This is a genomic window from Geodermatophilaceae bacterium NBWT11 (assembly GCA_014218215.1).
GTDB lineage: Bacteria > Actinomycetota > Actinomycetes > Mycobacteriales > Geodermatophilaceae > Klenkia.
In genome coordinates, this window is the sequence record CP043652.1 from 123,096 (window position 1) to 148,599 (window position 25,504).

19 protein-coding genes are annotated in these 25,504 nt (G+C 70.0%); 6 read left to right on the top strand and 13 right to left on the bottom strand.

Annotated elements, in window-relative coordinates:
• Nucleotides 1–49: 49 nt before the first annotated feature.
• Nucleotides 50–436 carry a glyoxalase gene (locus F1C76_00645; GenBank protein ID QNG35312.1) on the bottom strand — a complete coding sequence of 129 codons (387 nt, stop codon included), beginning with the start codon at nucleotides 434–436 and terminating at the stop codon, nucleotides 50–52.
• Nucleotides 437–489: 53 nt separating this feature from the next.
• On the opposite strand from F1C76_00645, the gene F1C76_00650 reads away from it, so the two are divergent.
• Complete coding sequence (locus tag F1C76_00650) at nucleotides 490–969, top strand: heme-degrading domain-containing protein (GenBank protein QNG35313.1); 480 nt, start codon at nucleotides 490–492, stop codon at nucleotides 967–969.
• Between the two features lie 40 nt (nucleotides 970–1,009).
• On the opposite strand, the gene F1C76_00655 is transcribed toward F1C76_00650, so the two are convergent.
• The 8 genes from F1C76_00655 to F1C76_00690 all read right to left on the bottom strand — a co-directional run bounded on the left by F1C76_00655 (nucleotide 1,010) and on the right by F1C76_00690 (nucleotide 11,697).
• Complete coding sequence (locus F1C76_00655; protein QNG35314.1) at nucleotides 1,010–2,350, bottom strand: MHS family MFS transporter; 1,341 nt, start codon at nucleotides 2,348–2,350, stop codon at nucleotides 1,010–1,012.
• A 37-nt stretch (nucleotides 2,351–2,387) separates the two neighbouring features.
• On the bottom strand, nucleotides 2,388–3,542 hold the full coding sequence (gene fahA, locus F1C76_00660) for a fumarylacetoacetase (protein QNG35315.1): 1,155 nt from the start codon (nucleotides 3,540–3,542) through the stop codon (nucleotides 2,388–2,390).
• Complete coding sequence (locus F1C76_00665) at nucleotides 3,539–4,729, bottom strand: homogentisate 1,2-dioxygenase (GenBank protein QNG35316.1); 1,191 nt, start codon at nucleotides 4,727–4,729, stop codon at nucleotides 3,539–3,541. Before F1C76_00665 ends, fahA begins: the two co-directional genes overlap by 4 nt.
• Nucleotide 4,730: 1 nt before the next feature.
• The gene (locus F1C76_00670) at nucleotides 4,731–6,311 is read right to left on the bottom strand and encodes a pentachlorophenol monooxygenase (GenBank protein QNG35317.1); all 1,581 of its coding nucleotides are present in this window, start codon (nucleotides 6,309–6,311) and stop codon (nucleotides 4,731–4,733) included.
• Nucleotides 6,308–7,270, bottom strand: coding sequence for an MBL fold metallo-hydrolase (locus F1C76_00675; protein QNG35318.1), 963 nt, complete (start codon nucleotides 7,268–7,270; stop codon nucleotides 6,308–6,310). The genes F1C76_00670 and F1C76_00675 overlap by 4 nt, the downstream gene beginning before the upstream one ends.
• Nucleotides 7,271–7,376: 106 nt before the next feature.
• Nucleotides 7,377–9,542 (bottom strand): DEAD/DEAH box helicase, encoded by a 2,166-nt coding sequence (locus tag F1C76_00680; GenBank protein ID QNG35319.1) that lies wholly within the window; start codon nucleotides 9,540–9,542, stop codon nucleotides 7,377–7,379.
• 294 nt (nucleotides 9,543–9,836) lie between these two features.
• Nucleotides 9,837–11,231 carry a threonine/serine exporter family protein gene (locus F1C76_00685; GenBank protein QNG35320.1) on the bottom strand — a complete coding sequence of 465 codons (1,395 nt, stop codon included), beginning with the start codon at nucleotides 11,229–11,231 and terminating at the stop codon, nucleotides 9,837–9,839.
• Nucleotides 11,232–11,241: 10 nt separating this feature from the next.
• Nucleotides 11,242–11,697 (bottom strand): hypothetical protein, encoded by a 456-nt coding sequence (locus F1C76_00690; protein QNG38904.1) that lies wholly within the window; start codon nucleotides 11,695–11,697, stop codon nucleotides 11,242–11,244.
• A gap of 35 nt (nucleotides 11,698–11,732) precedes the next feature.
• Between F1C76_00690 and F1C76_00695 the strand changes: the two genes are divergently transcribed.
• Nucleotides 11,733–11,876, top strand: coding sequence for a Zn-dependent oxidoreductase (locus F1C76_00695; protein ID QNG35321.1), 144 nt, complete (start codon nucleotides 11,733–11,735; stop codon nucleotides 11,874–11,876).
• A 296-nt stretch (nucleotides 11,877–12,172) separates the two neighbouring features.
• On the opposite strand, the gene F1C76_00700 is transcribed toward F1C76_00695, so the two are convergent.
• Complete coding sequence (locus F1C76_00700; GenBank protein QNG35322.1) at nucleotides 12,173–16,576, bottom strand: hypothetical protein; 4,404 nt, start codon at nucleotides 16,574–16,576, stop codon at nucleotides 12,173–12,175.
• Nucleotides 16,577–16,933: 357 nt separating this feature from the next.
• On the opposite strand from F1C76_00700, the gene F1C76_00705 reads away from it, so the two are divergent.
• From F1C76_00705 to F1C76_00720, 4 genes are all read left to right on the top strand, one after another.
• Complete coding sequence (locus F1C76_00705; GenBank protein QNG35323.1) at nucleotides 16,934–17,119, top strand: Zn-dependent oxidoreductase; 186 nt, start codon at nucleotides 16,934–16,936, stop codon at nucleotides 17,117–17,119.
• Nucleotides 17,120–18,317: 1,198 nt separating this feature from the next.
• On the top strand, nucleotides 18,318–21,548 hold the full coding sequence (locus F1C76_00710; GenBank protein ID QNG35324.1) for a hypothetical protein: 3,231 nt from the start codon (nucleotides 18,318–18,320) through the stop codon (nucleotides 21,546–21,548).
• Nucleotides 21,548–22,021: a hypothetical protein gene (locus tag F1C76_00715; protein QNG35325.1), complete on the top strand. Its 474-nt coding sequence runs from the start codon at nucleotides 21,548–21,550 to the stop codon at nucleotides 22,019–22,021. Before F1C76_00710 ends, F1C76_00715 begins: the two co-directional genes overlap by 1 nt.
• Nucleotides 22,022–22,202: 181 nt before the next feature.
• Complete coding sequence (locus F1C76_00720; protein ID QNG35326.1) at nucleotides 22,203–23,174, top strand: zinc-binding dehydrogenase; 972 nt, start codon at nucleotides 22,203–22,205, stop codon at nucleotides 23,172–23,174.
• Nucleotides 23,175–23,183: 9 nt separating this feature from the next.
• Here the strand turns inward: F1C76_00720 and F1C76_00725 are convergent, their stop codons facing one another.
• The 3 genes from F1C76_00725 to F1C76_00735 are packed head-to-tail and all read right to left on the bottom strand — an operon-like array spanning nucleotide 23,184 to nucleotide 25,478.
• Nucleotides 23,184–23,939, bottom strand: a complete 756-nt coding sequence (locus F1C76_00725; GenBank protein ID QNG35327.1) for an amino acid ABC transporter ATP-binding protein — start codon at nucleotides 23,937–23,939, stop codon at nucleotides 23,184–23,186.
• A complete protein-coding gene (locus tag F1C76_00730) occupies nucleotides 23,936–24,604 on the bottom strand; it encodes an amino acid ABC transporter permease (protein QNG35328.1) in 669 nt (222 codons plus the stop codon). Before F1C76_00730 ends, F1C76_00725 begins: the two co-directional genes overlap by 4 nt.
• Nucleotides 24,605–24,623: 19 nt before the next feature.
• A complete protein-coding gene (locus tag F1C76_00735) occupies nucleotides 24,624–25,478 on the bottom strand; it encodes an amino acid ABC transporter substrate-binding protein (protein QNG38905.1) in 855 nt (284 codons plus the stop codon).
• Nucleotides 25,479–25,504: the final 26 nt, after the last annotated feature.

Sequence of the window (25,504 nt, forward strand, 5' to 3'; positions counted from 1 at the left end):
TCACGCGACGCTGCACGACAGGGACTACTGGGGGTGAGCATCACACGGCTCAGAACGCGTCGCCGCTCCGCCAGGGCATCTCCTGCAGGAGGAAGCCGTTCCCGTCGGGGTCGGCGAACGAGGCCATCAGCACCCCGCCGCCGACGTCGGTGACGTCGGTGACGTCCACCCCGCGGCCGACCAGTTCGGCCCGGGCGGCGTGCGCGTCGGCGACGACGAGGTGCACGCCCCGCACCGGGGTGCCCTGGTAGAGGTCCAGGCCGGTGCCGAAGCCGATCGAGCACCCCGACCCCGGCGGGGTCACCTGCACGATCCGCACACCGCCGTCCATCGCGTGGTCGACGTCGACGTGCCACCCGAGGCCGTCCCGGTAGAACACCAGCGCCCGGTCGACGTCGGACACCGGGACCGGCACGAGCTCCAGCTTCACGTCCATCGCGTGATCATGGACCACGCGGGGGGCGCAGCGGCACCCGGCAGACTGCAGCGATGACCGCTCCCACCACCCTCCTGGACCAGCTGCGCGAGCAGGAGCACCGCCTGGTGTTCGACGGCTTCGACGAGTCGACCGCCTGGACGGTGGGCTCGACGCTGCGGGCCACGGCGCTGGGCCTGGAGCTGCCGGTGGCGATCTCCGTGCGCCGCAACGGCCAGCGCCTGTTCCACACCGCGCTGCCCGGCGCGTCGGCGGACAACGACGCCTGGCTGGAGCGCAAGTGCGCCGTCGTCGACCGGTTCGGGCACTCCTCGCTGCTGATCGGCGAGCAGTTCCGCCAGGGCGGGACCAGCTTCGAGGCCGGGTCCCGGCTGGACCCCGACCGGTTCGCCGCGCACGGCGGGGCGTTCCCCGTGCTGGTGCGCGGCACCGGGTGCGTGGGCACGATCGCGGTGTCCGGGCTGCCGCAGCGGGCCGACCACGACCTCGTCGTCCGGGTGCTGGCCGACCACCTGGGCGTCGACCTGACCTGAGCCGCTCGGCCGGGTGGCTGGGCCACCCGGCCGGCGGGACTCAGCGGACCGGGTCGGAGGCGGTGACGCCCAGGTCGGCGCCCCGGGTCTCCTTGATCATCGAGACGGCGGCGAAGCTGATCGCGGCCAGCACCATCATGTAGACGCCCACCGAGATGCCGGTGCCGGTCTCCTGCACCAGCAGCTCGCTGATCGCCGGGGCGAACGCACCGCCCAGGATCGCGCCCAGGGCGTAGCCGATCGAGACTCCGGAGTAGCGGACGGCGACCGGGAACATCTCGGCGTACATCGCCGACATGGGCCCGTAGGACAGCCCCAGCCCGACGGTGAGCACCAGCACCCCGATGCCGAAGAGCCAGATGTTCGCGGTGTCGACGAGCAGGAACATCGGGATCATCCAGACGAAGACCAGCGCGTAGCCGATCTGGAAGGTGCGCACCCGGCCGATCCGGTCGCTCAGCGAGCCGCCGTAGAGGGTGAACACCAGCCAGCCGACCGAGGCCACCACGATGCAGGTGAGCACCGGGCCGCGGGCCAGGCCCAGGGTCTGGGTGCCGTAGCCGATGAAGTAGGCGATCACCAGGTAGCCGGCGGCGTTGTTGGCGACGAAGACCAGCGCGGTGAGCACGACCTGCTTGGTGTTGTGCGCGAAGAGGTCGCGCAGCGGAGCCGAGGACTCCCGCTTGCGCTGCTGCATCTCCTGGAAGACCGGGCTCTCCTCGACCGAGCGGCGGATCACGTAGCCGACCCCGATGAGCACCACCGACAGCAGGAACGGCACCCGCCAGCCCCAGGCGAGGAACTGCTCGGGGGTGGTGAGGGTCGTCATGAGCAGCAGCACGCCGGTGGCCAGGATCAGCCCGAGCGGGACGCCGATGCCCGGGTAGGCGCCGAACAGCCCGCGGCGGCCGCGGGGAGCGTGCTCGACGGCCATCAGCGCGGCACCGCCCCACTCACCGCCGGCGGAGAAGCCCTGCAGCACCCGCAGCACGATCAGCAGCACGGGCGCGGCGATCCCGATGCTGGCGTAGGTGGGCAGCAGGCCGATCAGCGCGGTCGAGGCGCCCATCAGCAGCAGGGTGAACACCAGCATCTTCTTGCGGCCCAGCCGGTCCCCGTAGCGGCCGGCGACGATTGCGCCCAGCGGCCGGAACAGGAAGCTGATCCCGATGGTGGCCAGCGAGATGACGGTGGCCAGGCCCTCGTTGTCCTCGCTGACCGGGGCCAGGAACAGCGGGGCGAGGACGAGGGTCGCCGCCTGGGCGTAGATGAAGAAGTCGTACCACTCGATGGTGGTCCCGGCGAGCGTGCCGGCGAGGACCTTGCGCTCCTCGCGGGTGGTCTGGTGGCGGCCGGTGGGCCGGTCGGTCGTGGTGGTCATGCGGGACTCCGTCGTCCGTGGGTGTGGTGCGGGGCGTTCAGCGAGCGGGCTGGACCGTGCCGGTGACCTCCCCGAAGGAGATGCGGGTGCCGCCGGGGCCGGGGGCGGTCGCGGTGATGGTCACGGTGTCGCCGTCCTCGAGGAAGGAGCGGGTCGAGCCGTCGGCCAGCGTCAGCGGTTCGGCGCCGCCCCAGGAGAGCTCGATGAACGAGCCGCGCTGGTCGCGCTCGGGGCCCGAGACCGTGCCGGAGGCGAACAGGTCGCCGGTGCGCAGGCTGGCCCCGTTGACCGTGAGGTGGGCCAGCTGCTGGGCCGGGGTCCAGTACATCTGGGCGAACGGCGGGCGGCTGACCTCCTGACCGTTCAGCTCGACGACCAGCTCGAGGTCCAGGCCCCAGGGGTGCTCGGCGTCGTCCAGGTAGGGCAGCACCGGGGTCTCCCGGGGCGGCGCGGGCACCCGGGCGTCGGCGAGCGCGGCCAGCGGGACGACCCAGGGCGAGATGCTGGTCAGGAAGGACTTGCCGAGGAACGGGCCCAACGGCACGTACTCCCAGGCCTGCAGGTCGCGGCTGGACCAGTCGTTGACCAGGCAGACGCCGAACACGTGCTCGGCGAGGTCGCCCAGCGGCACCGGGGCGCCCAGGGCCGACGGGGTGCCGACGACGAAGCCGACCTCGGCCTCGATGTCCAGCCGCCTCGACGGCCCGAACGTGGGGACGTCGTCCGTGGGCGCCTTGCGCTGCCCCGAGGGCCGGACGACGGGCGTGCCCGACACGGCGACCGTCCCCGCCCGGCCGTGGTACCCGATCGGCAGGTGGGTCCAGTTGGGGGTCAGCGGCGGGGAGTCCGGCCGGAACATGGCGCCGATGTTCTCCGCGTGGTGCCGCGAGCTGTAGAAGTCGACGTAGTCGGCGACCTCGACCGGCAGGTGCAGGGTCAGCCCGGCCAGCGGCAGCAGGTGGTCGGTGCCCTGGGCCAGGAGCTCCTGCACCCGGGCCCGGACGTCGTCCCAGTGCGCGCGGCCCCGGGCCAGGAACGCGTTGAGGGACGCCGTGGCGAAGTCCGCGGCGTGCGGGAGGTCGAGCGCGCCCACGTCGAGGACCAGGTCGTCGACCCGGACGCCGACCCTCCGGGGCCCGTCCGGGGTCTCGGAGAAGACGCCGAAGGGCAGGGTGTGGGTGTCCCGGCTCATGCGGCGGGGCCCCGTCCCGACCAGGACCAGGCGTACTTCCCGTCGTCGGCGGCCCGGCCGGCCTCGCCCAGGCCCAGCGGCCGGAAGGTGTCGACCATGACCGCGAGCTCGTCGAAGGACTCGGCGCCCAGCGAGCCCTCGACGGCGCCGGGCTGCGGGCCGTGACTGTGCCCACCCGGGTGCAGCGACACCGAGCCCTTACCGATGCCGGAGCCCTTGCGGGCCTCGTAGTCGCCGTCGACGTAGAACATGACCTCGTCGCTGTCGACGTTGGAGTGGTAGTAGGGCACCGGGACGGCGAGCGGGTGGTAGTCGACCTTGCGCGGCACGAAGTTGCAGATCACGAAGTTCCCGGCCTCGAACACCTGGTGCACCGGCGGGGGCTGGTGCACCCGGCCGGTGATCGGCTCGAAGTCGCTGATGTTGAACGCGTAGGGGTAGAGGCAGCCGTCCCAGCCGACCACGTCGAAGGGGTGCTCGGGGGTGACGTGCACCGTGCCGGCCAGCCCGCCCGGGCCGTCGCCGCGGTGCTTGACGTACACCTCGACGTCGGTGCCCTCCTCGACCAGCACCTCGGTGGGACCGCGCAGGTCGCGCTCGCAGTAGGGCGCGTGCTCCAGCAGCTGCCCGTACTTCGACAGGTAGCGCTTCGGCGGGCCGATGTGGCTGTTCGCCTCGACGGCGTAGGTGCGCAGTTCGCCGTCGGGCACCCAGCGGTGGGTGGTCGCCCGCGGGATGACCACGTAGTCGCCCGGGCCGACCTCCAGCGCGCCGAACACGGTCTCCACCCGCGCCCTCCCCCGCTCGACGTAGACGCACTCGTCGCCCACGGCGTTGCGGTAGTAGGGGCTGGTCTGCGAGGACACCGCGTAGGAGATCCGCACGTCGGCGTTGCCCAGCACCAGCCGGCGGCCGAGCACCGGGTCGCGGCCGGCGTCGGTGAACAGGTCGTGCAGCTTGAGGTGCCGCGGCACCAGCGGGGTGTTGGCGACCAGCGACTGGTCGGGCAGCTCCCACGGCCGGGCGTCGACCAGCGAGCTGGGGATGCCCCGGTGGTAGAGCAGCGAGGAGTCCGACGAGAAGCCCTCCTCCCCCATCAGCTCCTCGCTGTACAGCCCGCCGTCGGGACGGCGGTGCTGGGTGTGCCGCTTGGGCGGGACGCTGCCCACCTGCCGGTAGAAGGCCATGTCAGATCGTCTCCAGGGTGCGGGCGGTGGCGCGGGCAGTGGCCCGGGCGAGGGCGGCGGGGACGGCGGCGACGTCGGTGAGCACCGCGGCGACGTGGGCGTCCGGGCGCAGCACCCACACCTCGTCGGGGCAGGCGCCGAGCGCCCCGGCGAGCAGACCGGTGGGGTCCAGGTCGTCGATCCGGTGCACCTGGGTGCCGTCGTCGGTGACGTCGACCGGTTCGACGTCCCGGCCCAGGAGCACGGTCACCCCCTCGCGGGCGAGCTGGCGCAGCCGGGTCAGGTCGGGGCGGTCGGCCACGGTGACCGGGCAGTCCGGGGCGAGGACGCCGGGCGCGGGCTCGGGTGCCTCCCCGCGGGGCGGCCGGCCGGCGAAGGGACGGCGGGGGTCCGGCGTGGTCAGCGGGGAGTCGACGTACCAGAACGGCTCGGCCAACCGGCCGGAGTCGACCTGGGCCCGGGCCGCGGGGTCGGTGGTGGCCCGCTCGAGGACGTCGACCCGGTGCGCGGCCTCCTCCGGGGTGGCCGGCACCAGGAAGCGCATGGTGGCGCCGGTGACGTCGAGGTTCTCCACCGCCGCGGCGTGCCGCTCGGCGGAGTAGCTGTCCAGCAACTCGTCGCCGGCCCAGCCGCGCCGCACCCAGGCCAGCTTCCAGGCGGCGTTCTCGGCGTCCAGCACCCCGGAGTTGAGCCCCCGGGCACCGAACGGCGAGACCAGGTGCGCGGCGTCGCCGGCGACCAGCACCCGGCCCACCCGCATCCGGTCGACCACCCGGGAGTGGAAGCGGTAGACCGACTTCCAGACCACCTCGTAGGGCCGGTCGCCGACCACCTGGCGGATCTTGGCGTCCAGCCCGCCGGAGGCCTCCTCGGCGGCCAGGTCGAAGTCCGGCGGCACCTGCCAGTCGATCCGGAAGGTGGAGTCCGGGCAGGGGTGGATGAGCACCTGGCGGCCGGGGTTCCACTCCGGGTCGAAGTAGAAGCGCCGTTCGGTGTCCCAGCCGGGCAGGTCGGTGCGGATGTCGCAGATCAGGAACTGGTCGCCGAAGGTGCGCCCGTCGAAGGTCAGCCCGAGCTCCCGGCGCAGCACGTCGGCCCGCGAGCCGGCACAGACCACCGCGTGGCTCCCCCGGTGCTCCCCGCCGTCCGCGCAGCGCAGGGTGACGCCGTCGTCGTCCTGGTCGACGCCCTCGACCGCACACCCCCAGCGCACCTCGATCAGCGGCTGCCCGGCGATCGCCTCGTCCAGCAGCTCCTCGGTGAGGCACTGGCTGACGTTGACGAAGGGCGGGAACGGGGACTGCCCGCGGTCGACGAAGTCGAAGCTGAACACCTCGTGGTCGCGGTGGAAGGTGCGCGCGGTGGTCCAGGTGACCCCGCGGCGGGCGACCTCGGCGCCGACACCGACGGACTCCCAGACGTCCAGCACGTCGCGCTGCTGGCAGATCGCCTTGGAGCCGACCAGGTCACGCGCCGGCCGGGCGTCCAGGACGACGACCGGCAGCCCCCAGCGGGCCAGCAGCAGGGCGGTGGTCTGGCCGACCGGACCAGCACCCACCACGAGGACGGGGGCGGTGCTCATGACTGCAGCTGGTCCCACACCTGGCGGTCCCGCTCCGCCGTCCAGATCACCGGGCGCTCGATGCCGGAGAACTCGTCCCAGAGGCGGGAGACGTCGAAGGGCAGGCAGTGCTCGAAGATCGGCCAGTGCCCGAACTTGGGGGCCAACGCGGCGTGGGTGGCGTCGAAGGCCTCCTTGAGGGTGCCGCCGGCCCGGTGCGCGGTGCCCACGGTGTCGTGCATCGTGGTGAGGAAGGCGCGGGTCTGCTCGACGGCGGCGTCGACCTCGTCGCGGCCGCGGGCGATGGCGCCGCGGCCACCGATCAGCTGCTGGGCGCCGAAGGCCTTGACCCGGTCCAGGGTGCCGGCCGCCCAGTCGAAGTGGAACGCGTCGCCGGTGTAGAGCGCGGCCTGGGACTCCACCAGGTCGCCGGCGAAGAGGATCTCGTGCTTGGGCAGCCAGGCCACGATGTCGCCCTCGGTGTGCCCGCGGCCCACGTGCTCGAGCACCAGCTCGCCGCGGTCCCCGCCGAGCTCGATCGTGAGCTCGTCGCGGAAGGTCATCGTGGGCCAGGTCAGGCCCGGGATGGACTCGGGCTCCTCGAACAGCCGCGGCATCCGGCCGAACTCGGACTCCCAGTCCTGCTGGCCGCGCTCACTGATGAGGCCCTTGGTCTGCTCGCTGCTGACGACCACCTCGGCGTCGAAGGCGCTCGCGCCCAGCACCCGGACGGCGTGGTAGTGGCTCAGCACCAGGTAGCGCACCGGCTTGTCGGTGTGCTCGCGCAGCCGGGACAGCCAGCGCCGGGCGGCGACCGGGGTGGCCAGCGCCTCGAAGCAGACGAGGAAGTCCTCCCCCTCGATGGCGCCCAGGTTGGGGTCGCCCTCGGCAGTGAGGGCGTAGACGCCGTCGGCGAGCACCTCGAGGGTCTGCTCCTTGACCCCGAGGTCCGCCGAGGACGCGAAGGACTTGCCTGCCATGCCGACTCCCTTGTCCGCAATGCGAGCAGCGTGCTCGCTCAACGGCTCAGAAGCTACCGGTCAGGTAAGCGGGGCCACAACCCCCGCCCCGGCTCGGCGGGTCAGGTCAGGAGGCGGAGAACGACACCGGCGTCGAGACGACGGGCCGGGCCTCCAGTGCCGCGGTGAGCAGCGCGACCAGGGCCTCGAGCTGGACGTCGACCGAGGAGCCGACCTCCTCGTCCGAGCCGTCCAGGGCGCGGGCGGCGAGCCCGGCCTTGCCGTCGATCAGCTCGGCGATCCGCGCGTCCAGGGTCTGCGCGGCGATGATCCGCCACGCCGTCACCGGCTCGGTCTGCCCGATCCGGTGGCTGCGGTCGATGGCCTGGGTCTGCTCGGCGTCGGTCCAGGACAGCTCGGCCAGCACGATGTTGGACGCGACCTGCAGGTTGATGCCCACCCCGGCGGCGGTCAGCGAGCAGACCGCGATCGTGACCTCGGGGTCGTTGACGAAGGCGTCGATCTGCTTCTGCCGGGTGGTCGAGGTCTGCTCGCCCCGGATGGAGGAGTACTTTAGCCCCAGCTCGGCGAACGTCTGCTCGGCGGCGTCCATCACCGCGACGTGCTTGGCGAAGAAGACGACCTTGCCGGCGCTGCGGGCCAGCTGGGCGGCGTAGTCGGCGGCCAGGCCGGCCTTGGCCTCACCGATCCGGCGCATCATGGAGAACACGTTCTCCCCGGACTCGCCGGTGCTGGTGTCCTTCTGCTCCCAGCCGGCCACCTTGCGCACCAGCTCGTGGTCGATGCCCTCGACCTCGGTGGCCCCGCCCCGGGCGGCCAGCGCCGACTCGTAGCGGTTGACCATCCGGCGGGCCAGCACCTTCTCCGCGGCCCGGATGGAGCGCCCGGCCGCGCCGTCGAGCTCGACGGGCAGGTCGGCGATCCGGCGGGCCGGGATGTCGGCGGCGACGTCGACCTTGCGGCGCCGGACGATGCCCAGGTCGATCACGCAGCGCCGCGCCTCGGGGTAGAAGCCCGGGTCGGCGGGGGTGAGCCCGATGTCGTCGAGTGCGTCCATCAGCTCACCGAGCGGCTTGGACTCGTCGATCCAGCCGAGGAACTGCCAGATGGCCCGGAAGTCCTCGATGTCGTTGATCAGCGGGGTGCCGGTGAGCGCCATGAGCAGAGGCTTGGGCCCCCGCGACTGGATCTTCGCGGACAGGCTCAGCACGTTCTGCGAGCGCTGGGAGGTCTTGTTCTTGATGAAGTGCGCCTCGTCGACGACCATCCCGCGGAACCCGAAGTCGGAGATCCAGCCGACGTGCCGGTCCAGCACCTCGTAGTTGACGATCACCACGTCGGCGAACCCGTCGATGGTCTCGCCGTCCCCGTGGATGACCGTGGTCGCCCGCTGGGGCACCCACTGCTGGGCCTCGCGGGCCCAGTTGGTCTTGACCACGTTGGGGACGACGACCAACAGCGGGTACGCGTTGGCGGCCTCGGCGGCCATCAGCGCCTGGGCGGTCTTGCCCAGGCCGGGCTCGTCGGCGAGCAGGTAGGTGCGGTGCCCGGCGGCGGCCGAGGCGACCAGCTGGACCTGGTGCGGCATGAGCTCCAGGCCCGCGGGCGGGCGGATCCAGGTGGCGTCGGGCAGCTCCATGACGGCCGGGCCACCGCCGCCGGCGCGCTCGAAGGAGCGCAGCAGCGGGCCGATGAGCTCCCAGCCGCCGAGCCGGCGGGGCGCGGTCTGGGCGGGCCGGACGGCGGAGAAGTCCGGCGCCAGGAACGGGTTGGCCAGCTGGCGGGAGACCACCGACTGGGGGACGACGCGGCGCTCGCTGCCGAGCGTGGGCGCGGCGGCGACCGGGGCCGCGACGGGGGCCTCCTCCTCCAGCGGCTCGATGCCACCGACCCGCAGCATGTCCCGGGCCAGCGCGCGGGCCGCGCCGGAGACGACGGCCTCGTCGGCGAGCAGGGCCAGCAGCGAGGGGTCGCGGACGGCGGTCTTGGCCAGGATCGTGCCGATGCCGTCGAGGCGCTTGAGCTGCTCGGCGCGGTGCGCGGCGCTGCCCTCGGTCTCGGCCTTCACCTTCGCGTGCTGCTCACGGACCAGCAGCGCGACGGCCTGGAACTTGGTGCGCACGGCCGGGGTGACCCGGCCCTTCTGCGCGGCTCCCTCGACGTCGCGCACGGCGCGGGCGAGCACCGCGATGACGTCCTCGGGGCCCCGGGTGCGTCGCTGCTCCTTCGTGGAGCCGCGGCCCCCGTGGGAACGCTGTCCTGCTCGAGCCACTCACTCCTCCTCAGGGGATTGCCCCGGCCCGGTGCTGCCGTGCGTCGAGACGCACCGCCCCGCGGCCGGACGACGGGCACCCGCGGCACACGCTGCGTCCGGCTCCCCCGACGTCTGGGGGCGACCACCACGACGGAACGGCCACCCGTGGGCGGAGCGGACCACCGACGATGCGCTGGGGCCCGGACTCCCGAGGTGCACGGGGAGGGGGGTCGTGGGACGAGCGGCGCCGGCCCGGGGCCTGACGTCGCCACCGATCCTACCGGGTGGACACCGCCGGCGGACCGGTGCGCCTCACTCGGTCCGGGTGGCCCGCCGCCGCACACGCCGCTCGAACCGGTCGCCCCGCCCGCCCAGCGGTCGGCCGAGGTACCGACCGAGCACGACCCCGGCGGCCAGCGCCAGCCCGACCGCGGCGGCCCCGATCAACTGGGCGGTGCCACCGGGCACGTCGCCCTCGACCACGACGGCGAACAACCCGCGGTAGATCGCCAGCCCGGGCAGCAGCGGGACGATGCCGCACACGGCGACCAGCAGGGCCGGCACGTGCATCCGGTCGCCCAGGGCCTCACCGCCCAGACCGACGACGACGGCGGCCACCCCGGCGGACACGGCCGGACCCGCGCCCAGGGCCGTCGCCCCGGCCGACGCCGACCAGGCCAGCGCCCCGGCGCCGGTGGCGATCGCGACGGCGTAGGGCCGGGCGTAGGACGCCGCCGCCCACGAGGCACCCATCACCGCAGCCGCCACCACGGTGACCACGAACGGGACGGTGACCGTCGCCGGGTCGACCACCCGCAGCGGCACCTGCCAGCGCTGGGCCACGTCGAGGACGCCGGCGATGCCCACGACGATCCCGGTGGTCAGGGTGAGCACCTCGAACGCCCGGGCCGCCGCCGTCACCGGGAACCCGCTGATCGCGTCCTCCGCCGCGCCCACCAGCGACAGGCCGGCCAGCAGCACGACGATGCCGGCCGCGACCACCAGCGACGCGCGGATCTGGACGTCGAAGACGACGAGCAGGACCGCCGTCCCGGTCGCGACCGCGGCACCGGCGGCCTGCTGGAAGAACACCGGCAGCCCGCGCCGGTTCAGCGCCCGGATGGTGCGCTCGACGACCGCGGTGGTGACCGCGGCGACCAGTGCGACGAGCCAGCCGCCGCCGAGCAGGAAGGCCACGCTGCCGGCCACCCCGGACCAGCCGAGGGCGTGGATCTGCCGCCGGAAGGGGTGCGGGGCGGCCAGCACGACGTCCAGCCGCCGGTGCGCGGTGTCCAGGTCGAGCAGCCCGGTGGTCACCTGGGCGGCCAGGTCGGTGATGCCCTGCAACCGGGTGTAGTCCAGCCCGCGCGGGCGGACGATCCGCATCAGCACCAGCGGCGGGACGTCGTCGGGGTCGTAGCCGATCGTCAGCGAGGTGAAGGTCATGTCGACCTGGCAGTCGGTGAGCCCGTAGGCCGCCGCCACCCGCAGCACCGTCGCGGTCACGTCGGCCGCCGAGGCGCCGACGGCCATCATCGACTCCCCCACCCGCAGCGCCAGGCTGAGCGCCGAGCGGGCGGTGGCGGGGTCGACCCCGCTGGGCTGGGCCCGCAGTGCCAGCGGCTCGGTGGGCGGGCCGGAGCCGGTCACGGCCCGCTTGGCCCGCTCGGACAACCGCTGCCGGGGATCGCGGTCGCTGGGTGGCACGGCGAGCACGCTACGGACCGGCGACGTCTCCCCGCCGCTCCCCACGCAGGCGGGCGCGGTCGTGTGCGGCCTCGAGCAGCCGAAGAAGGGTCGCCGTCGTCCGGGGGCCCGGGTCGACCACCGCGATCCACGACTGCGCCGCGTAGACGGGGTGCGGCAGCACCCGGTCCGCCTCGGCGTGGTCCGGGGCCTGCCCGGCCTCGGCCACCAGCTCGGTGAACGCTGCCGCCGGGACCTGGACGTTGACCCGGAACCGGCCCGGCCGGTCGAGCTGGGAGCTGGTGTCGTCCGGGTAGTCCTTCGTGACGATCGTGGCGTACGGCTGCCCGCGCTCGGGCACCGCGCCGTCCGGCGACCAGTAGAAGAAGTGGTCGCCCCAGGCGATCTCCGGGGCGTCACTGCCGGGCTGCGGCGCCAGCTCGACGACTCCGTCGAAGCCACGGATCGTCGCCAGCAGCTCCTCGATGCCCATGCCGGGCAGTCTGTCCTAGCCTCGCCGGCATGCGTGCTGTGCAGATCACCCGCTTCGACGGCCCCGAGGTCCTCGACGTCGTCGACCTCCCCGACCCCACCCCCGGCGCGGGCCAGACCCTGCACGAGGTGAGTGCCGCGGGGGTCAACTACGCCGACACCCACCACGCCTAAGCAAGCTCGCTGATCGGCGCTGTGCGCAGCCGAATATTCCGTTTGGGCAACGAGCCTTGGTTGCTACGAGCTGGAGGCGGGCCTGTCTCCCGAGCCAACTAGGCAGGGATATGGTACTCGCAAGGTGCGCCTGGCCACGCCGGCTCAGCCGTAACTCCTCGCGCAACGCACGCCAGAGGTAGCCAACCGGGGTGTGATCCGAGCCTGCCTGGCTCGCTGCGGTTGCTCCACCATCCATCCGCGAACGGGGCATAGCGACACCCGCTGTTCTGCGACGGCCGCAGCAAGACATGCTCCTACCGTGTGCTGGACTTTCGAGCGCTGGCGATTGGCCGCGGCACGTCAATAAGAACGGCAGCGACCTCTACACCGCTTGTAGACGAGACTCGACTGGCTGCTTCCTCCAGCGACCGCCGCACTGCGTCGCGGTCCCGCGTGGCAGCCTTCCTCCGTCGGTTGTCTGCATCGTCGTCCCACATCTCGACGGGGAACCAGGCACAGACGAAGATGCCTCGTGTGGTGTTCAGTGCGGGCAGGTAGTCGCCGACGAGCTGAGCCTCAAGGTCTGTGAGCAAACCGTCGTTCCAGGAGCCCTTCACCTCAAGCGGGCACCGCGGCAAGCGCTCCGTCGCCTCGCCGGAGCCTCCACCGCTGGCTAGCACGTCGACGGAAAGCCCGTGCCCCCTTTCAGTGGTCTGTCTCACGAGCACTTCCCGGTTCACCACAAGGCGATCCGCCAGTTCCAGCTCGATGTGGTCCTGAATGAAGGCAGAAACAGCGGATTCATACTTGGGGCGCCAAACGAGCTTGCTCGGGTCGCTGGCCGAACGGCTTTCATTCCATAGGAACTGACCGTGGGTCTGGAGTCGGATAGCGACCCGCTGAAGAACCGATAGGACGAGTCGATAGAGGTCGTCCTCGTCATGCACCACAGTCCGTCGCGCATCCGCAACCAATGCCATCAAGTCCGAAAGGGTCGGACCAAGCCAGGAGTCGTCACGCTGCCGTGTCTCAGCCTCGCGCAGCAGGCTGGCGATGCGCAGATCGCCGGGATACGCCGCGGCCACGTCAGCAAGAGCGTGCAACGCCGCAGGCGTGGAACGCTGCGCCAACTCGGCAAGCAGGCTGTCCTTGAAGTTGCGGATCGGGTGATCGGCGGTTTCGAATCCGTCTGCGAAGTCGTTCGTCTCGGTGCCCCACCTGGCGGCCACCCACCGCCAAAGACTGGCAATCTCGTTGTCGGAAGTGAGCTGCTGGGTTGGCGCCTCATCCCGGCGACGAGCTAACTCGTTCACTAGCGAGCGACCGAACTCTTCGTCCGACTCTAGGACAGGGAAAATTCCCGACCAGGTCACCGCCCCGGAGACGAGTAGCGCGATCGCCGCAGCAGTACGTACCTCAGCAACTGCTGCCCCTGGCGTCTCCGCCGTACCGAGCATCTCCTGGAGGATGCTGATCGTTGGCTGGTGGCGGCGCATGCACAGGAACTCTGCGATCTCCTTGAGGTCGCCGCTGATGATGGTCATCCTGTTGACGAGCTCGTTCCTGGCGCTTTGGTCCGCTGCCGCGCCCGACTCGGACGAGAGCGTCGTCAGCGCATGGCGGGCGGTGCTCACGGCTTCCGCCAGCGGTGACACCAGCGCCGAGAGCCGACCTCCGATTTCAGGTTGGTAGACGGTGGCCAGCGGCGCCAGGTGTGGAAGAGATCGGCCAGCCGCCGCTGCCTGCTCCACCCAGGACAAGTACGCCTCGGCAAAGGCAGCGGGCACGCGGGTCGCAGCCTCTTCGAGCAGCCGTCCCTTCACGGTCTCCGAGGCCTCATCGCCCGTCGCGGGGCACCGGATGATGGCCGGCGTCCAGCCCGCCCAGACCTCGTCCGGCAGTTCGTCGAACCATGCTTGTGCATCCGATCGCCGAGCGAACAACCCCAGCGCCGCGTATCCCTGCAGTGCCCCGTAGGTGATTGAGTCGGCCTCGGGCCAGTCGCCGCTGATCACACCGTCGGTAGCGAGATAGGCGCGAGCCGCGAGGGCGAGTTCGTCGGGCTCGGCGTCGAGGAGGTGCGCGCTAGGCCAAGCAGCGATGCTGTCGTCAATGGCTTCGAAGCGACCGGTCTGAGGGTCAGTTCTCAAGCTCAGACAGAGGTCGAAGAAGGCCGCTGCGTCCCCGCCCCGACAGCGGGCCCACGCCTCGGCGATGGCCTCGGCGTGGGCGTCGGCCCCCTCCCAGCTCGGCTCCCGATTCGTCCAGGCGTGGTCCTGGCGCATCCGCTCAGCGACGGGGCCAGCGATGTCGACGGGCTCGAACCAGTGCCCGATCGAGCCGGCGAAAAGGGCATTGCTGCGATGCCCCCAGGCGATCGCCTGCTGCGCCAGGTCGTCGGGATCGAACACAGCCCGAATCAGGGCGCGTGCGTGGTCCTGGTACGGCCCAGTCTCGAGGCTGAACAGCCACGCAAGATCGCTCCCCTTGATCAGTCCTGGACGTGACCGCTGCGACAGCTCGGACGCTGCCTGATCGGACAAATGCCAGCGCCAGGCCAGCTGCGACGACCAGACCGGATCCAGGTAACGAAGCGCCGGCAGGACGAGTCCACGTCGCAGCTCTCGGACGTCCTCCGCCTCCGCGCTGCCGCTCGTCTCCATGAATCGGGCCGGCAGGGTGCAGCTCTGGTGACGCCGCATAGCCTGGGCAAGTAACCACCCAGCTTCATCTAGGATTGTTGCGAGAAGCGAGCTCTTCAGGGCCCGGTTCACGAGTTCAACCAGCAGTCGCTCATCGCGGCGAGTGCCGCGCAGTAGCGGCGTAGCCGGTTCGAGATCATCTTCATCGACCCACGTGACGTCGCCAACAGTCCGGCCCAGGGTGGCGGCAGGTGCCGCAACGGCGCGAACCAAATCCACGAGTTCTTCGTCAGTCAGCTTTTCGACCAGCCTGCGAAGAAAAAACTGGTAGCTGCCGAAAAAGTTGGGGTTCTTCGGGGCCGTCAGCGCCAGAAGGAGATCCGTGACAGCCAACGCCTTGGGCCAGCACGTTCCGAGGGCGATGCCACGCAGTTCGTCCTCCGGATCATGGTCCGAGTGCTGCATGACCTCGTCGAGAACACCCCGGAGAGCGGCGACAGCACGATCGCTGTCGAGGTCCGCCAACCCGTGCGCAGCGCTGCCGCGCAGGTAGGAGTTCAAGTCGGCGCGGAGCACCAAGGCTTCGATTTCCGGCACTAGTTCCTGTGCATCGGACGAGCGAGCGATCTCGATGGCGGTGTTTGCCCGGCGCGACACCGGGTTGCCAAAGTGAGGCCCGGCGTCCTCGGCGAGAGGCGCTCGTAGAGCGGGCCGCAGCTGATCGGCCAGGCCAGGGTGGGCGAGCCGCCATCGCCGACGCGGGATCGCACGGTCAGGGTCACCGACGTCCAGCAAATAGGCCGCCAGTGCCTCGCGGACACGGGGATCGGAAATCAACGCGCTGTGTGCCACAAGGGCGCCGGGGTCGAGCTTGACCAGCCACTGATTCCTCTCGGGATCAAGCGCGACCAGCCAGGCGACCGTCTCGCGAAGCCGAGTCGGAACACTCGTGCGTCCTAGGCTGCTGGTGATGGTCAGCAACGCTCGCAGTTGGTGCTCCGGCACCCCATGCGCCGTCAGGAATCGCGCTGTTAGGTACGCAGCGAAGCTCGCGTGGCCAATCCCAAATCGGCTTGGCCCCCGCCCGGAGAAAAGGGCCGTCGCCAGCGTCCCCTCCACCAGTTCCGGTTCCACGGCGAACGGGCCGGCCGGAAGTAGCTCTGAACCTCCGGCCAGATCACCGGCCGCAAGGTCAGCGGCGCCTAGCTGCCCTTCGAGAACTACTCCGCTGCGACCGCAGAGCGTGAGCGCAGCGGCTATCCGAGAGGCAACCGCGAGGCGCTCAGCATCGCTCCCCGCCGGCCTGTGCTCGTCGGCCCGATCCCTGTCCGGCTCGCCAGCCAGGAGCAACAGACCGCGGTCGTAGAGGCTTCGCGCCCCTGTCGGCAGCCCACCCTGCGAGTACAGGCTTAGGAGGAGATCGAGTGTCAAGGGGAGCGTGGCCAGCGGACCGGCGCCCGCCCGGCGGACCGCTTCAACGAACGCTTCGCCATCGAAACCACGAGCGCTCGACAGCGCGATGATGTCCTCGTAGGACAACGGCAGCAGCTCAACGACATCGAAGGATCCCAAGGCAGCACGGAGCCCGTCGCTGAGGCTTGTCGACCAGTCCCCCGTACGGCAGCCGACGACCACACGGACCTCCGGGCGCTGGTTCACCGCCCTGATGACGTGCCGAAACAGCGCCTTCGGGGGGAGAGGGCATTCATCGACGCCGTCCAGCACCAGTGTGGGGCGCCCTGCAGCGGCCGATGCAGACACCGTTGGCTCCAGGAGCTCACGGAGCAGTCGCACGTCGGTGGCCTCGTCCAGGTGGACGAGGTTCACGCTCGGACCATCTCCGACGAGCCCCGCGATCGTCGTGCTCTTGCCAACCCCCGGCTCGCCGAGAACGGCGAGGGACTGCTCAGGATCCAGATCAGCGACGCTTCGCTTCCACGAAGAGGATGCCCACCAGGCGCTGTCTCTCCGAATCCCGTCATCGTCGATGCCGGGCTCTAGGTCGACCGAGGACTTCTCCTGGACGTCGACGACGAACCGTTGGACAGGCGACGTGAACAGCACGGCGGTCATCATCGCCCCAGGGGCTACGTTCCACCGCGCACGTCACCCGATGCGACACATTGACGCCGCGCGACGCGTGTCGTCCAGGTGCGGGTAGCTCGAGCGCGTCGGTGGCGTCGAAGTCGTGCGAGCTGCCTCCCTAGCGAACTACCACGGTCCTGACCTGAGCTGCGGAGGCGTCCGTCGAAGTCCTACTCCAGGGCGATCGCCTACTGCTCCTGCGCTTGGTGGTGCATCGCAGAATGCGGGTGATCCGTGTCGTGTGCGCGTCATGGGCATTGCATGGTGTCCTGAATGTAGCCAGCACGTCGAACCACTGGACGGGGTTGGTGGAGACCTACAGCCAGGACCGGCCCTAGCCTCAGGGACATGCGTGCTGTACAGATCACCCGCTTTGGCGGGCCCGAAGTCCTTGACGTCGTTGATCTGCCGGATCCGGATCCGGTTCCGGGGCTCGGTCAGCGGCTCTACGACGTGAGCTCCGCAGGAGTTAACTATGCCGACACCCACCAAGAGCAGGCGCTTCCCGTCACGGCCGCCGGATTCGGCAGCTAGCCACTGATCCCGAGTCGCACCGCCGTGTGCTGGCCGCCCGCCGGCAGGAGTCTGCCTCCCAAGCAAGCGCGGTGGCATGGCGAGCCTTGAATTAACGGATTTTGGCAACCGCTGCACGACCGAGGCAACAGCGGCTCAGGCCACAATGCCCCTGTGGCCAAGCGTGGAACCCATCGCGGCAAGGGCAAGGACGCCGGTCGCCGACCTCAGGTGGGAGCACGTTCGGTTCAGAGACCAGCCAACCCCGTGAGCGACTCGTCGACACGTCAGGCCGCGGATGCGCCAGCAGCTGCCCAGCTCGACGAGAAGTCCACCCTGGAGAAGCGTCGGCAGATGAGTCCCGCCGAGCTGTGGGCGAGCCTTCGACAAGGAGCGCGCAATGCAGCAGGCGTGACCTGGCAGATCAACGCTTGCGCGTACCTGCTCGTCGCATCACGCGCAGGACAACTGCCCTTCGTCGATCTGGTCCCCGAAGGGTACGAGGATGCGGACTGCGCCGCTGCCGGCGGATCCCGCACGTTCGCTCAAATGAAGGAACTTGACGCTGGCCAAGGCGAAATGGGCCCCGCAGCGCTGGCCGACGCTCTGGCGCACGCCGAGGCTAGCGCCCGTGGAGCGGAGATTGTTGTTCTCACGGATGGTTCGCTTGGGTCCAAGCTTTCATTCACCGGATGGACCTCGGTACTGGGTGACCAATCTGGCTCAGGGATTGAGCGAGTTTATGGAGGTCTGACCAAGAAAGGCCACGACGATGCGGCGGCACGAGGCATCTTGGCCCGCGCTCGTGTAGTGCACCTGCCCTACCGGGTGCGCCAGACAAGCGAATCTTTGTTGGCCGACGCTCTGGCCCTCCACCCCACTGTCGCCGGTCTGACAATTAGCCGACTCACGGAGGTGCTGGCGAAAGCGGCCGCCGACCAGCGCCGTACGACTAGCCGAACCGCGACTCGAGTGCGAGCGAGTGACCTCGACGCAATCATCGCCGAAGTCCAAGACACAGTCGATGTGTCCGGCCTCGACCAAGCCGTTGCCTCTGGCGTCTGTTCACCCGTCGCTTTCTTGGCAGCCGACGACGTTTCTGCGCGGACCTTCTACCTCGGCGTCGACGGGCGCCCAGGACAACGTAGCCGCGAACCTCGATGTCATTCGACCAGACGAGCTGCTGGCGTGTTCCGAGGGCTTGGGCGAAGAAGGGAACGTGCTGCTCGTCGGGCCCTCAGGCGCTGGCAAGTCGGTCCTACTCTGGCGTGCGGCACGCGACCTTATCCCTGCAGCACGGGTCTTGCGCGTGAAGCGCGTTCAAGACGAGGACGACGCACGAGCCCTCAGCCGGCATGTTCACCTGCTCCGTCCTAACGGCATCTCACCGGTCGTGGTGGTTGCTGACGACCTAGGGCGACCGCACATGACAGATTGGCCGCGCGCCGCACAGCTGCTCCGCGAAATTCCGTCAGCGCTGCTGCTTGGCGCTGCGCGTGCTGAGGATTTTTCACCGAATCTCCTGGTCGGAGCTACTCGCGTCATCGAACCGACTCTCGACCCACTCCTAGCGGATGCCTTGGCCGCGCGCCTGCGCGAACAGGACATTGCACTCCGAATGGAACCCGAGGAGGCATTCGACCGATCGGAAGGCCTGCTCATGGAGTACGTCGCGCTTCTCACCACAGGCCAGCGGCTACGACAGGTGCTGGCCACCCAAGTCATCGCCCTGCAAGATCCCAGCCGACGAACCCAGCGGGAAGCAGCGCGTCTTGTCACCACGGCGCACACCCTCGGGCTCACCTTGAGGGCGGATAGCCTGGGTTCGGTGCTGGCCGAAGGTCCTGGGATGGGTCAAGTGGCGGAGGTGGGGGACGCCCTCGGTGTGCTACGAGACGAACACATCGCGACCCGTGACGGTGATACGTGGCGCGGACTTCACGAACTTCGCTCCAAGACAATCAGCGAACTCCTCCACGAAAACCCGCCGCCGCGGGTCGGCAGCACGCTCGCTCGCGTCGCAGCCTTAATTGACCCCGCGTACGCCGGGTGGATGCTGCGGCGGGTCGCCGAGAGCCATGCTGATTGCGTCGCAGAAGTAGTCACCGACCTCGCGAAGTCTCTCGAGACCGCTGGGGCAAGCGCAGGTGAACTAGCAGCATTCTTGGAAGGCGCTGAGCGCGCAGATAATGCCCTTTACGTTAGTGCCACCCTACCAATTCTCGAAAGACAGCGACCGCCGCATTTGCCTATCGACCAACTCGCATTCTTGATCTATCCGCAACGCAACCAAGGACTAGGCTTCGACGAGATTGGCGTGACACAGTTCGACCAGGCGGTCCGTCGCATCAAGCACCTGGCCGAGCAGTTGCCGCTGAGGCACGACTACGCCAACACGCTCCGAGCCGCATGCTCTGCGCTCGAGATCGAGAGTTTCCGCAACATCGTTGATAACGCCGAGCCACTCGATGTCGTCCGCGTTCTCGAAGCGGGTCACCCGCATCTGCACGTCCCTGCCGACCTCGTCCGAGCCCTAATTGCGCGTTCATCAGCGCCTAGCGACCCCTGGACAGCGACGGCATGGTCCCGCTTGATCGCCGCCTGCGCCGCGCATCTCTCACCATCCGAGACCATGGAGATCCTCGGTTCCCCGAGCGCTCGGGTTCGAACGATATGCGCGGCAGACCCCTCGATACTCGACGCAACGGTCGACGAGGCCGCTGCATCCGTCAGTGTCACCCGACTGCTCCCGAGCAATCTTGAGGAGGAACGCCCGCTGCTACTGCCGTGGGATATCCCCAAGGCCGACACCCACGACGCCCTGAACGAGTCCACCGTCGCGTGCATCGCACGGCTGAAGGACGCTTGCCCCGAGCTGCAGCGCTTCGAGATCGCTACGGTCACTGCGTCAGGAGACCCGTATCGGCTCAGAGACATTGAGCCGGGCCACAAGAACATGCTGCGGGCTCGCTTCCCCGAACGGGCGTCGGTGCGCCAAGCGGTCGGCTATCAGGCCGCTCTTCGCCGCGCCACCTCATCCGACACCTGGACCGAGGTGGTGGGCATCCAAGTCGCTGCCGCGGCCGATTTAGCAACGGCAGCCAGAGAGCTACCTCTGAGATTCAAGCCGCACGACCACGCACGGCGCAGGATTGCGTGGCGCGCCCGCATCGACGACGTTCGCGACCGTCTGGGCGCCTTACGCCCGTCCCCGATTCCGCCAAGGTCGGAGGTCGCCACGGCACAGGCTCTCGACGACAGCGCAGACCGCAGCCAGGACGAGACGACGAGCGTTCTGCGTGCCGTCCTCAATGCACTGGACAGTTCCTGTCCTGCTGACAACAGGAAGACCCCGACCGTTCTAGGCAGCGCCATCGCATTACGTGAAGCCGCGGACAAAATCGACCACGCGCGCGTGGCCAGTCAGACCCGTATACAAGGCTGGGGAGCTGTTTTTCCCGACGACCTTAGTGACGCCTTGCGACGCAGCGCGGACCTAGCAGCTGCTCTTCACCGTCGGCCGGCCCTAGCAAGGCTCGTGCGCGCCCAAAACCCACTCGAGTCAGCTGTCGAAATTTGGACGACGATCAGAGACGAGGAGCAGGCACAGGCAGGAGAAGTACTGAGTGGGCTTCTAGCGCCCGTGCCACAAGTCACGCATGAACTTGTCGAGGACCCCGCCCCGGCATCGTGGGGGCTGGACTCACGAAGCTGGGTCGTCATGACGCCACCACACGCGCTTGATGAGACTCTGGCGTTACTAGAGACGCTGGATGACTCCGCGCGCGAACAAGTCGGACCGCATCTGGTGGTGCTGTGTGTCGCCGACGACGCCCCCCCGACCGCGGCCGCGATCGATCCCGCTTCCCCGTCGGGCGAGAGCCAGCGGGTCTCTCTGGGATTCGGCTTCCAACTTGGCTCCCGGCCTTCAGCCAGTCCTTTGCCCCTCCCACCGGAGATGGTGCGCGGGTGGTCTCATGCTGCTGGCGTCCCACTTCTGGAGCCCGCTGCCTCGCCGGCGGAAATTGCCCTACAACTCGTCGGGCGTTCTCACGAGGCGGCGCGGCGAAGAATGCGCCGCCTTCCAGACCCCGCCGCCGCGAACAGAGGAACGCCCCCGGAGACCTGGGCAGGCGCACGCGGTCCGGGGCCAAGTCGGCCTCGGGTCTATGGATCGGCTCAGTCTGATGCCGCCATCTCCCTACTGAAGCGACATGTGGCCAGCGAGGAGCAGGGGGCGGCCTCCGCCTACCTGTCCGAGGTGGTGCTCAGGCCGGTCACAGGAGCCGCCATCGATCCGCCAGCCCAAGAACTGCTCGGCGCGCTAGCCGTACTCCACCTTGATGGGTTGGCCGACGCAGGCCCCGAGGGCGGCGGCGCTGAGGCTCCTGACAGGGCCACCGAGAACACCAGCCGGGGGCGAAAAGACTCAGGAACCGGGAGCGTCTGATGGACGCACGCTCGGAGCTCATTAGTGTGATGGGCCCGGACGGCCCGCGTCGGGCGAGCGAAGCGGATCTGCGGAGAAGTACAACCGGGTGGCGCCTGACGGAAGCCACCCCTACAGGTATCGCCGAGATGCTCAAGACGTCTCGAGATTTATATTGCTCTGCAGTCACGTACTACGACTTCTTCGTCGTTGGCGTCGTTTGGTCATTGATGGCAGTCGAAGGCGCCTTGCGCGAACGCTACGCCGCGGACGATAAGGTCCGTCTCTTTCAACTTATCAAGCGGGCTCAGACGGAAGGCCTGATGGAAGAGGCCTGGATCGAGCGACTTGAGGCCGCCAGAAAGCTTCGGAACGGGTTTGTGCACGCGCGACAGACGGGCGCATGGTCTCCCGGTATGGCCAGCGGAGCCATTGCGGCGAGCCATGAACTCGTGGCACGGTTGCTTCCTGACGAGGACCCTCCCTGCTCCTGACCGCCCGCGCTGGTAACAAGCGGGGTTAGTGCCAGCGGCGAGGCTCGCTACCCGGCGCCGGCAAACGTGTGTACGACTGACTAGGAGAAACTGGGGGCTGGGCCGCCACTCAAAGGAGACCGCACGACTGATCTCGTTGTCGCCGCGGCTGACCCGGCCGCAGGCCCTTAGCCTCACCCGTATGCGAGCCGTACAGATCACCCGCTTCGGCGGCCCAGAAGTTCTCGACATCGTCGACCTGCCCGATCCCGTCGCAGGACCGGGTCAGCAGCTCTACGAAGTGAGTGCCGCAGGAGTTAACTTTGCCGACACCCACCAGGTGGAGAACTCCTACCTCGCGGCCCAGACGCTGCCGCTCGTCCCCGGCGCGGAGTTCGTCGGCACCCCGGTGGGCGGCGGTCAGCGGGTCGTCGGGCTGCTGGACGGCGGCGGCTACGCCGAGCGCGTCGCCGCGGTCGACCGGCTGTCCTGGGCGGTCCCGGACGGTGTGACCGACGAGCAGGCCCTCGCCGTCGTCCTGCAGGGCACCACCGCGTGGCACCTGCTGCGCACCTCGGCCCACCTGGCCGCGGGCGAGACCGTCGTCGTCGTCGCCGGCGCCGGCGGGGTCGGCTCGCTCGCGGTGCAGCTGGCCAAGCGGTGGGGCGCCGGGCGGGTCATCGCCACCGCGTCGAGCGCGGAGAAGCGCGAACTCACCCAGACCCTGGGCGCCGACGCGACCGTCGACCCGGCGCTGGCCGAGGGCGACCCGAAGACCTTCACCGCGGCCCTCCGGGAGGCCAACGGCGGCAAGCCGGTCGACGTCGTCCTGGAGATGACCGGCGGGCCGGTGTTCGACGGCGCGTTGTCCGCGCTGGCCCCGTTCGGCCGGCTGGTCGCCTACGGCATGGCGGCCCGCACGCCCCCGTCGCCGGTGCAGGCCCCTGCGCTCATGCAGAAGTCCCGCGCCGTCATCGGGTTCTGGCTGGCGCACTGCATGGCGGCTCCGGAGATGCTCGACGTCGCCATGGGCGAGCTGCTGCCGATGGTCGCCGCCGGGGAGCTGCAGCCGATCAGCGGCGGCCGGTACCCGCTGACCGCCGTCCGCGAGGCGCACCAGGACATCCTGTCCCGGCGCACCACCGGCAAGCTGAGCCTCGACCCCAGCCGCTGACCCCAGCCGCTAGAGCGGGTCGAGCAGGCGCTGCAGGAACTGCTGGGTGCGCTGCTCGCGCGGCTCGACGAGCACCTGCGACGGCGGCCCCTGTTCGACCACGACGCCGCCGTCCAGGAAGAGCACCTGGTCGGCCACCTGCCGGGCGAACCGCATCTCGTGGGTGACCACGACCATCGTCCAGCCCTCGGCGGCCAGCGACTGCATCACCCGCAGCACCTCACCGACCAGCTCGGGGTCCAGTGCGCTGGTCGGCTCGTCGAAGAGCACCACCCGCGGCTTGGTGGCCAGGGCACGGGCGATGCCCACCCGCTGCTGCTGGCCACCGGACAGCTGCACCGGGTAGGCGTCCGCCTTGTCCGCCAGCCCCACCCGGGCCAGCAGCTCGCAGGCCTCGGTGCGCGCCTCGTCGCGGGGCCGGTGCTGGGCGAGCACCGGGCCGGACGTCACGTTCTCCAGCACGGTGAGGTGCGGGAACAGGTTGTGCGCCTGGAAGACCATCCCGCTCTGGTCGCGCAGCCGGGACACCGCCTTGGTGCCGGGCCGGTCGGCCCAGTCCAGCGCGACGTCGCCGACCCGGACCGTGCCGGACTCCGGTGTCTCCAGCCCGTTCAGGCTGCGCAGCACCGTGGTCTTGCCCGACCCGGACGGGCCGATCAGGCAGGTCACCGACCCGGAGGGGACGACGACGTCGACGCCCCGCAGCACCTGGTTGTCCCCGAAGGACTTGACCAGCCCGCGGGCCTCGAGCAGCGGCGCGCTCACGCGGCCACGTACCGGGACAGCCGGGTCTCCAGCCGGGTCTGACCGAAGGACAGCACGAGGCACACCACCCAGTAGTAGACGGCCGCCAGGCCGTAGAGCGTGAAGAACTCGAAGCTCGGCGCCGCGATCTCCTGGGCCGTGCGCAGCAGCTCGGTGACCGTGATCGCCGAGACCAGCGACGTGTCCTTGACCAGCGAGATGAGCGTGTTGCTCAACGAGGGGACGGCGATGCGGGAGGCCTGGGGCAGCACCACGCGGCGCAGGGTGGTCGTCCGACCCATCCCCACCGTCATGGCCGCCTCCCACTGCCCGCGCGGCACGGCGAGGATCGCCCCGCGCACCGCCTCGGAGGCGTAGCCGCCCACGTTCAGGGTCAGCGCGATGATCGCGCTGGGCCACGGGTCGATCGTCAGCCCGAGCGACGGCAGCCCGAAGAACACGATGAACAGCTGCAGGAGCAGCGGCGTCCCCCGGATCACCGAGACGTAGGCCCGGGCCACCCCCGACACCAGCCGGCGGCCCGAGAGCCGCATCAGCGCCAGCAGCACCGCCAGGGCCAGCCCCAGCACGAAGCTGACGACGGTCAGCGGGATCGTCCCGCGGATCAGGCCCTCGGCCAGCGGCCAGAGGCTGCTGCGGACCAGCTCCCAGTCGATCCCGTTCACTGCCCCGCCGCCCGGTGCATCACTGGCCGCTGACGTCCTCGCCGAAGTACCGCTCGGAGATCTCGGCCAGCGTGCCGTCGGCGCGGAGCGACTCCAGCGCGTCGTCGACGCGGGACTGCAGGTCGGTCTCGTCCTGCCGGAAGACCAGGGCCTGCTCGCTGGGCTCGTCGATCTCGGCGGCGATCTTCACGTCCTCGTCACCGGTGGTCGCCTGGTACTCCAGGAAGGCCAGGCTGTCGTTGATCGTGACGTCCACGCGCTCCTGCTTGAGCAGCGTGATCGCCTGGGTGAAGCCCTCGACGGCCTCGATCTGGGCCCCGGCGGCGGTGGCGGTCTCGTAGAAGGAGCTGGTGAGCGACTGGGCGCTCGTCTTCCCCGCGACGTCGGCCAGCGAGGTCACGCTGTCGTCGTCGGCCCGGGTGATGACCACACCGGTCGACACGGTGTAGGGCGTGGAGAAGAGGTAGGACTCCTCGCGCTCGGGGTTGATCGACACCTGGTTGGCGATGACGTCGTACCGGTCGGCCTCGAGGCCGGCGAAGATCGAGTCGAACGTGGTCTCGCTGAACTCGACCTCCATGCCGAGCTCCTCGCCCACCGCGCGGGCCACCTCGACGTCGTAGCCGGTGAGCTCGTCGGTGTCCGGGTCGTGGAAGGAGAAGGGCGCGTACGTGCCCTCGGTGGCCACCCGCAGCACGTCGGCGTCGCCGCCTGAGCCTGCGTCGTCGGAGCCCCCGCTGCAGGCGGACAGCACCAGTGCGGAGGCCAGGGCGACGGTCAGGGACAAACGGGTGCGCACGATGAGCTCCGGGGGTTCGGGCGGGACGGGTGGGGCGGACGCCCCCAGCCCACAACCGGTCCGGGCCCGGGGCATTCCGCCGGGTGGCGGGTCGCACACGG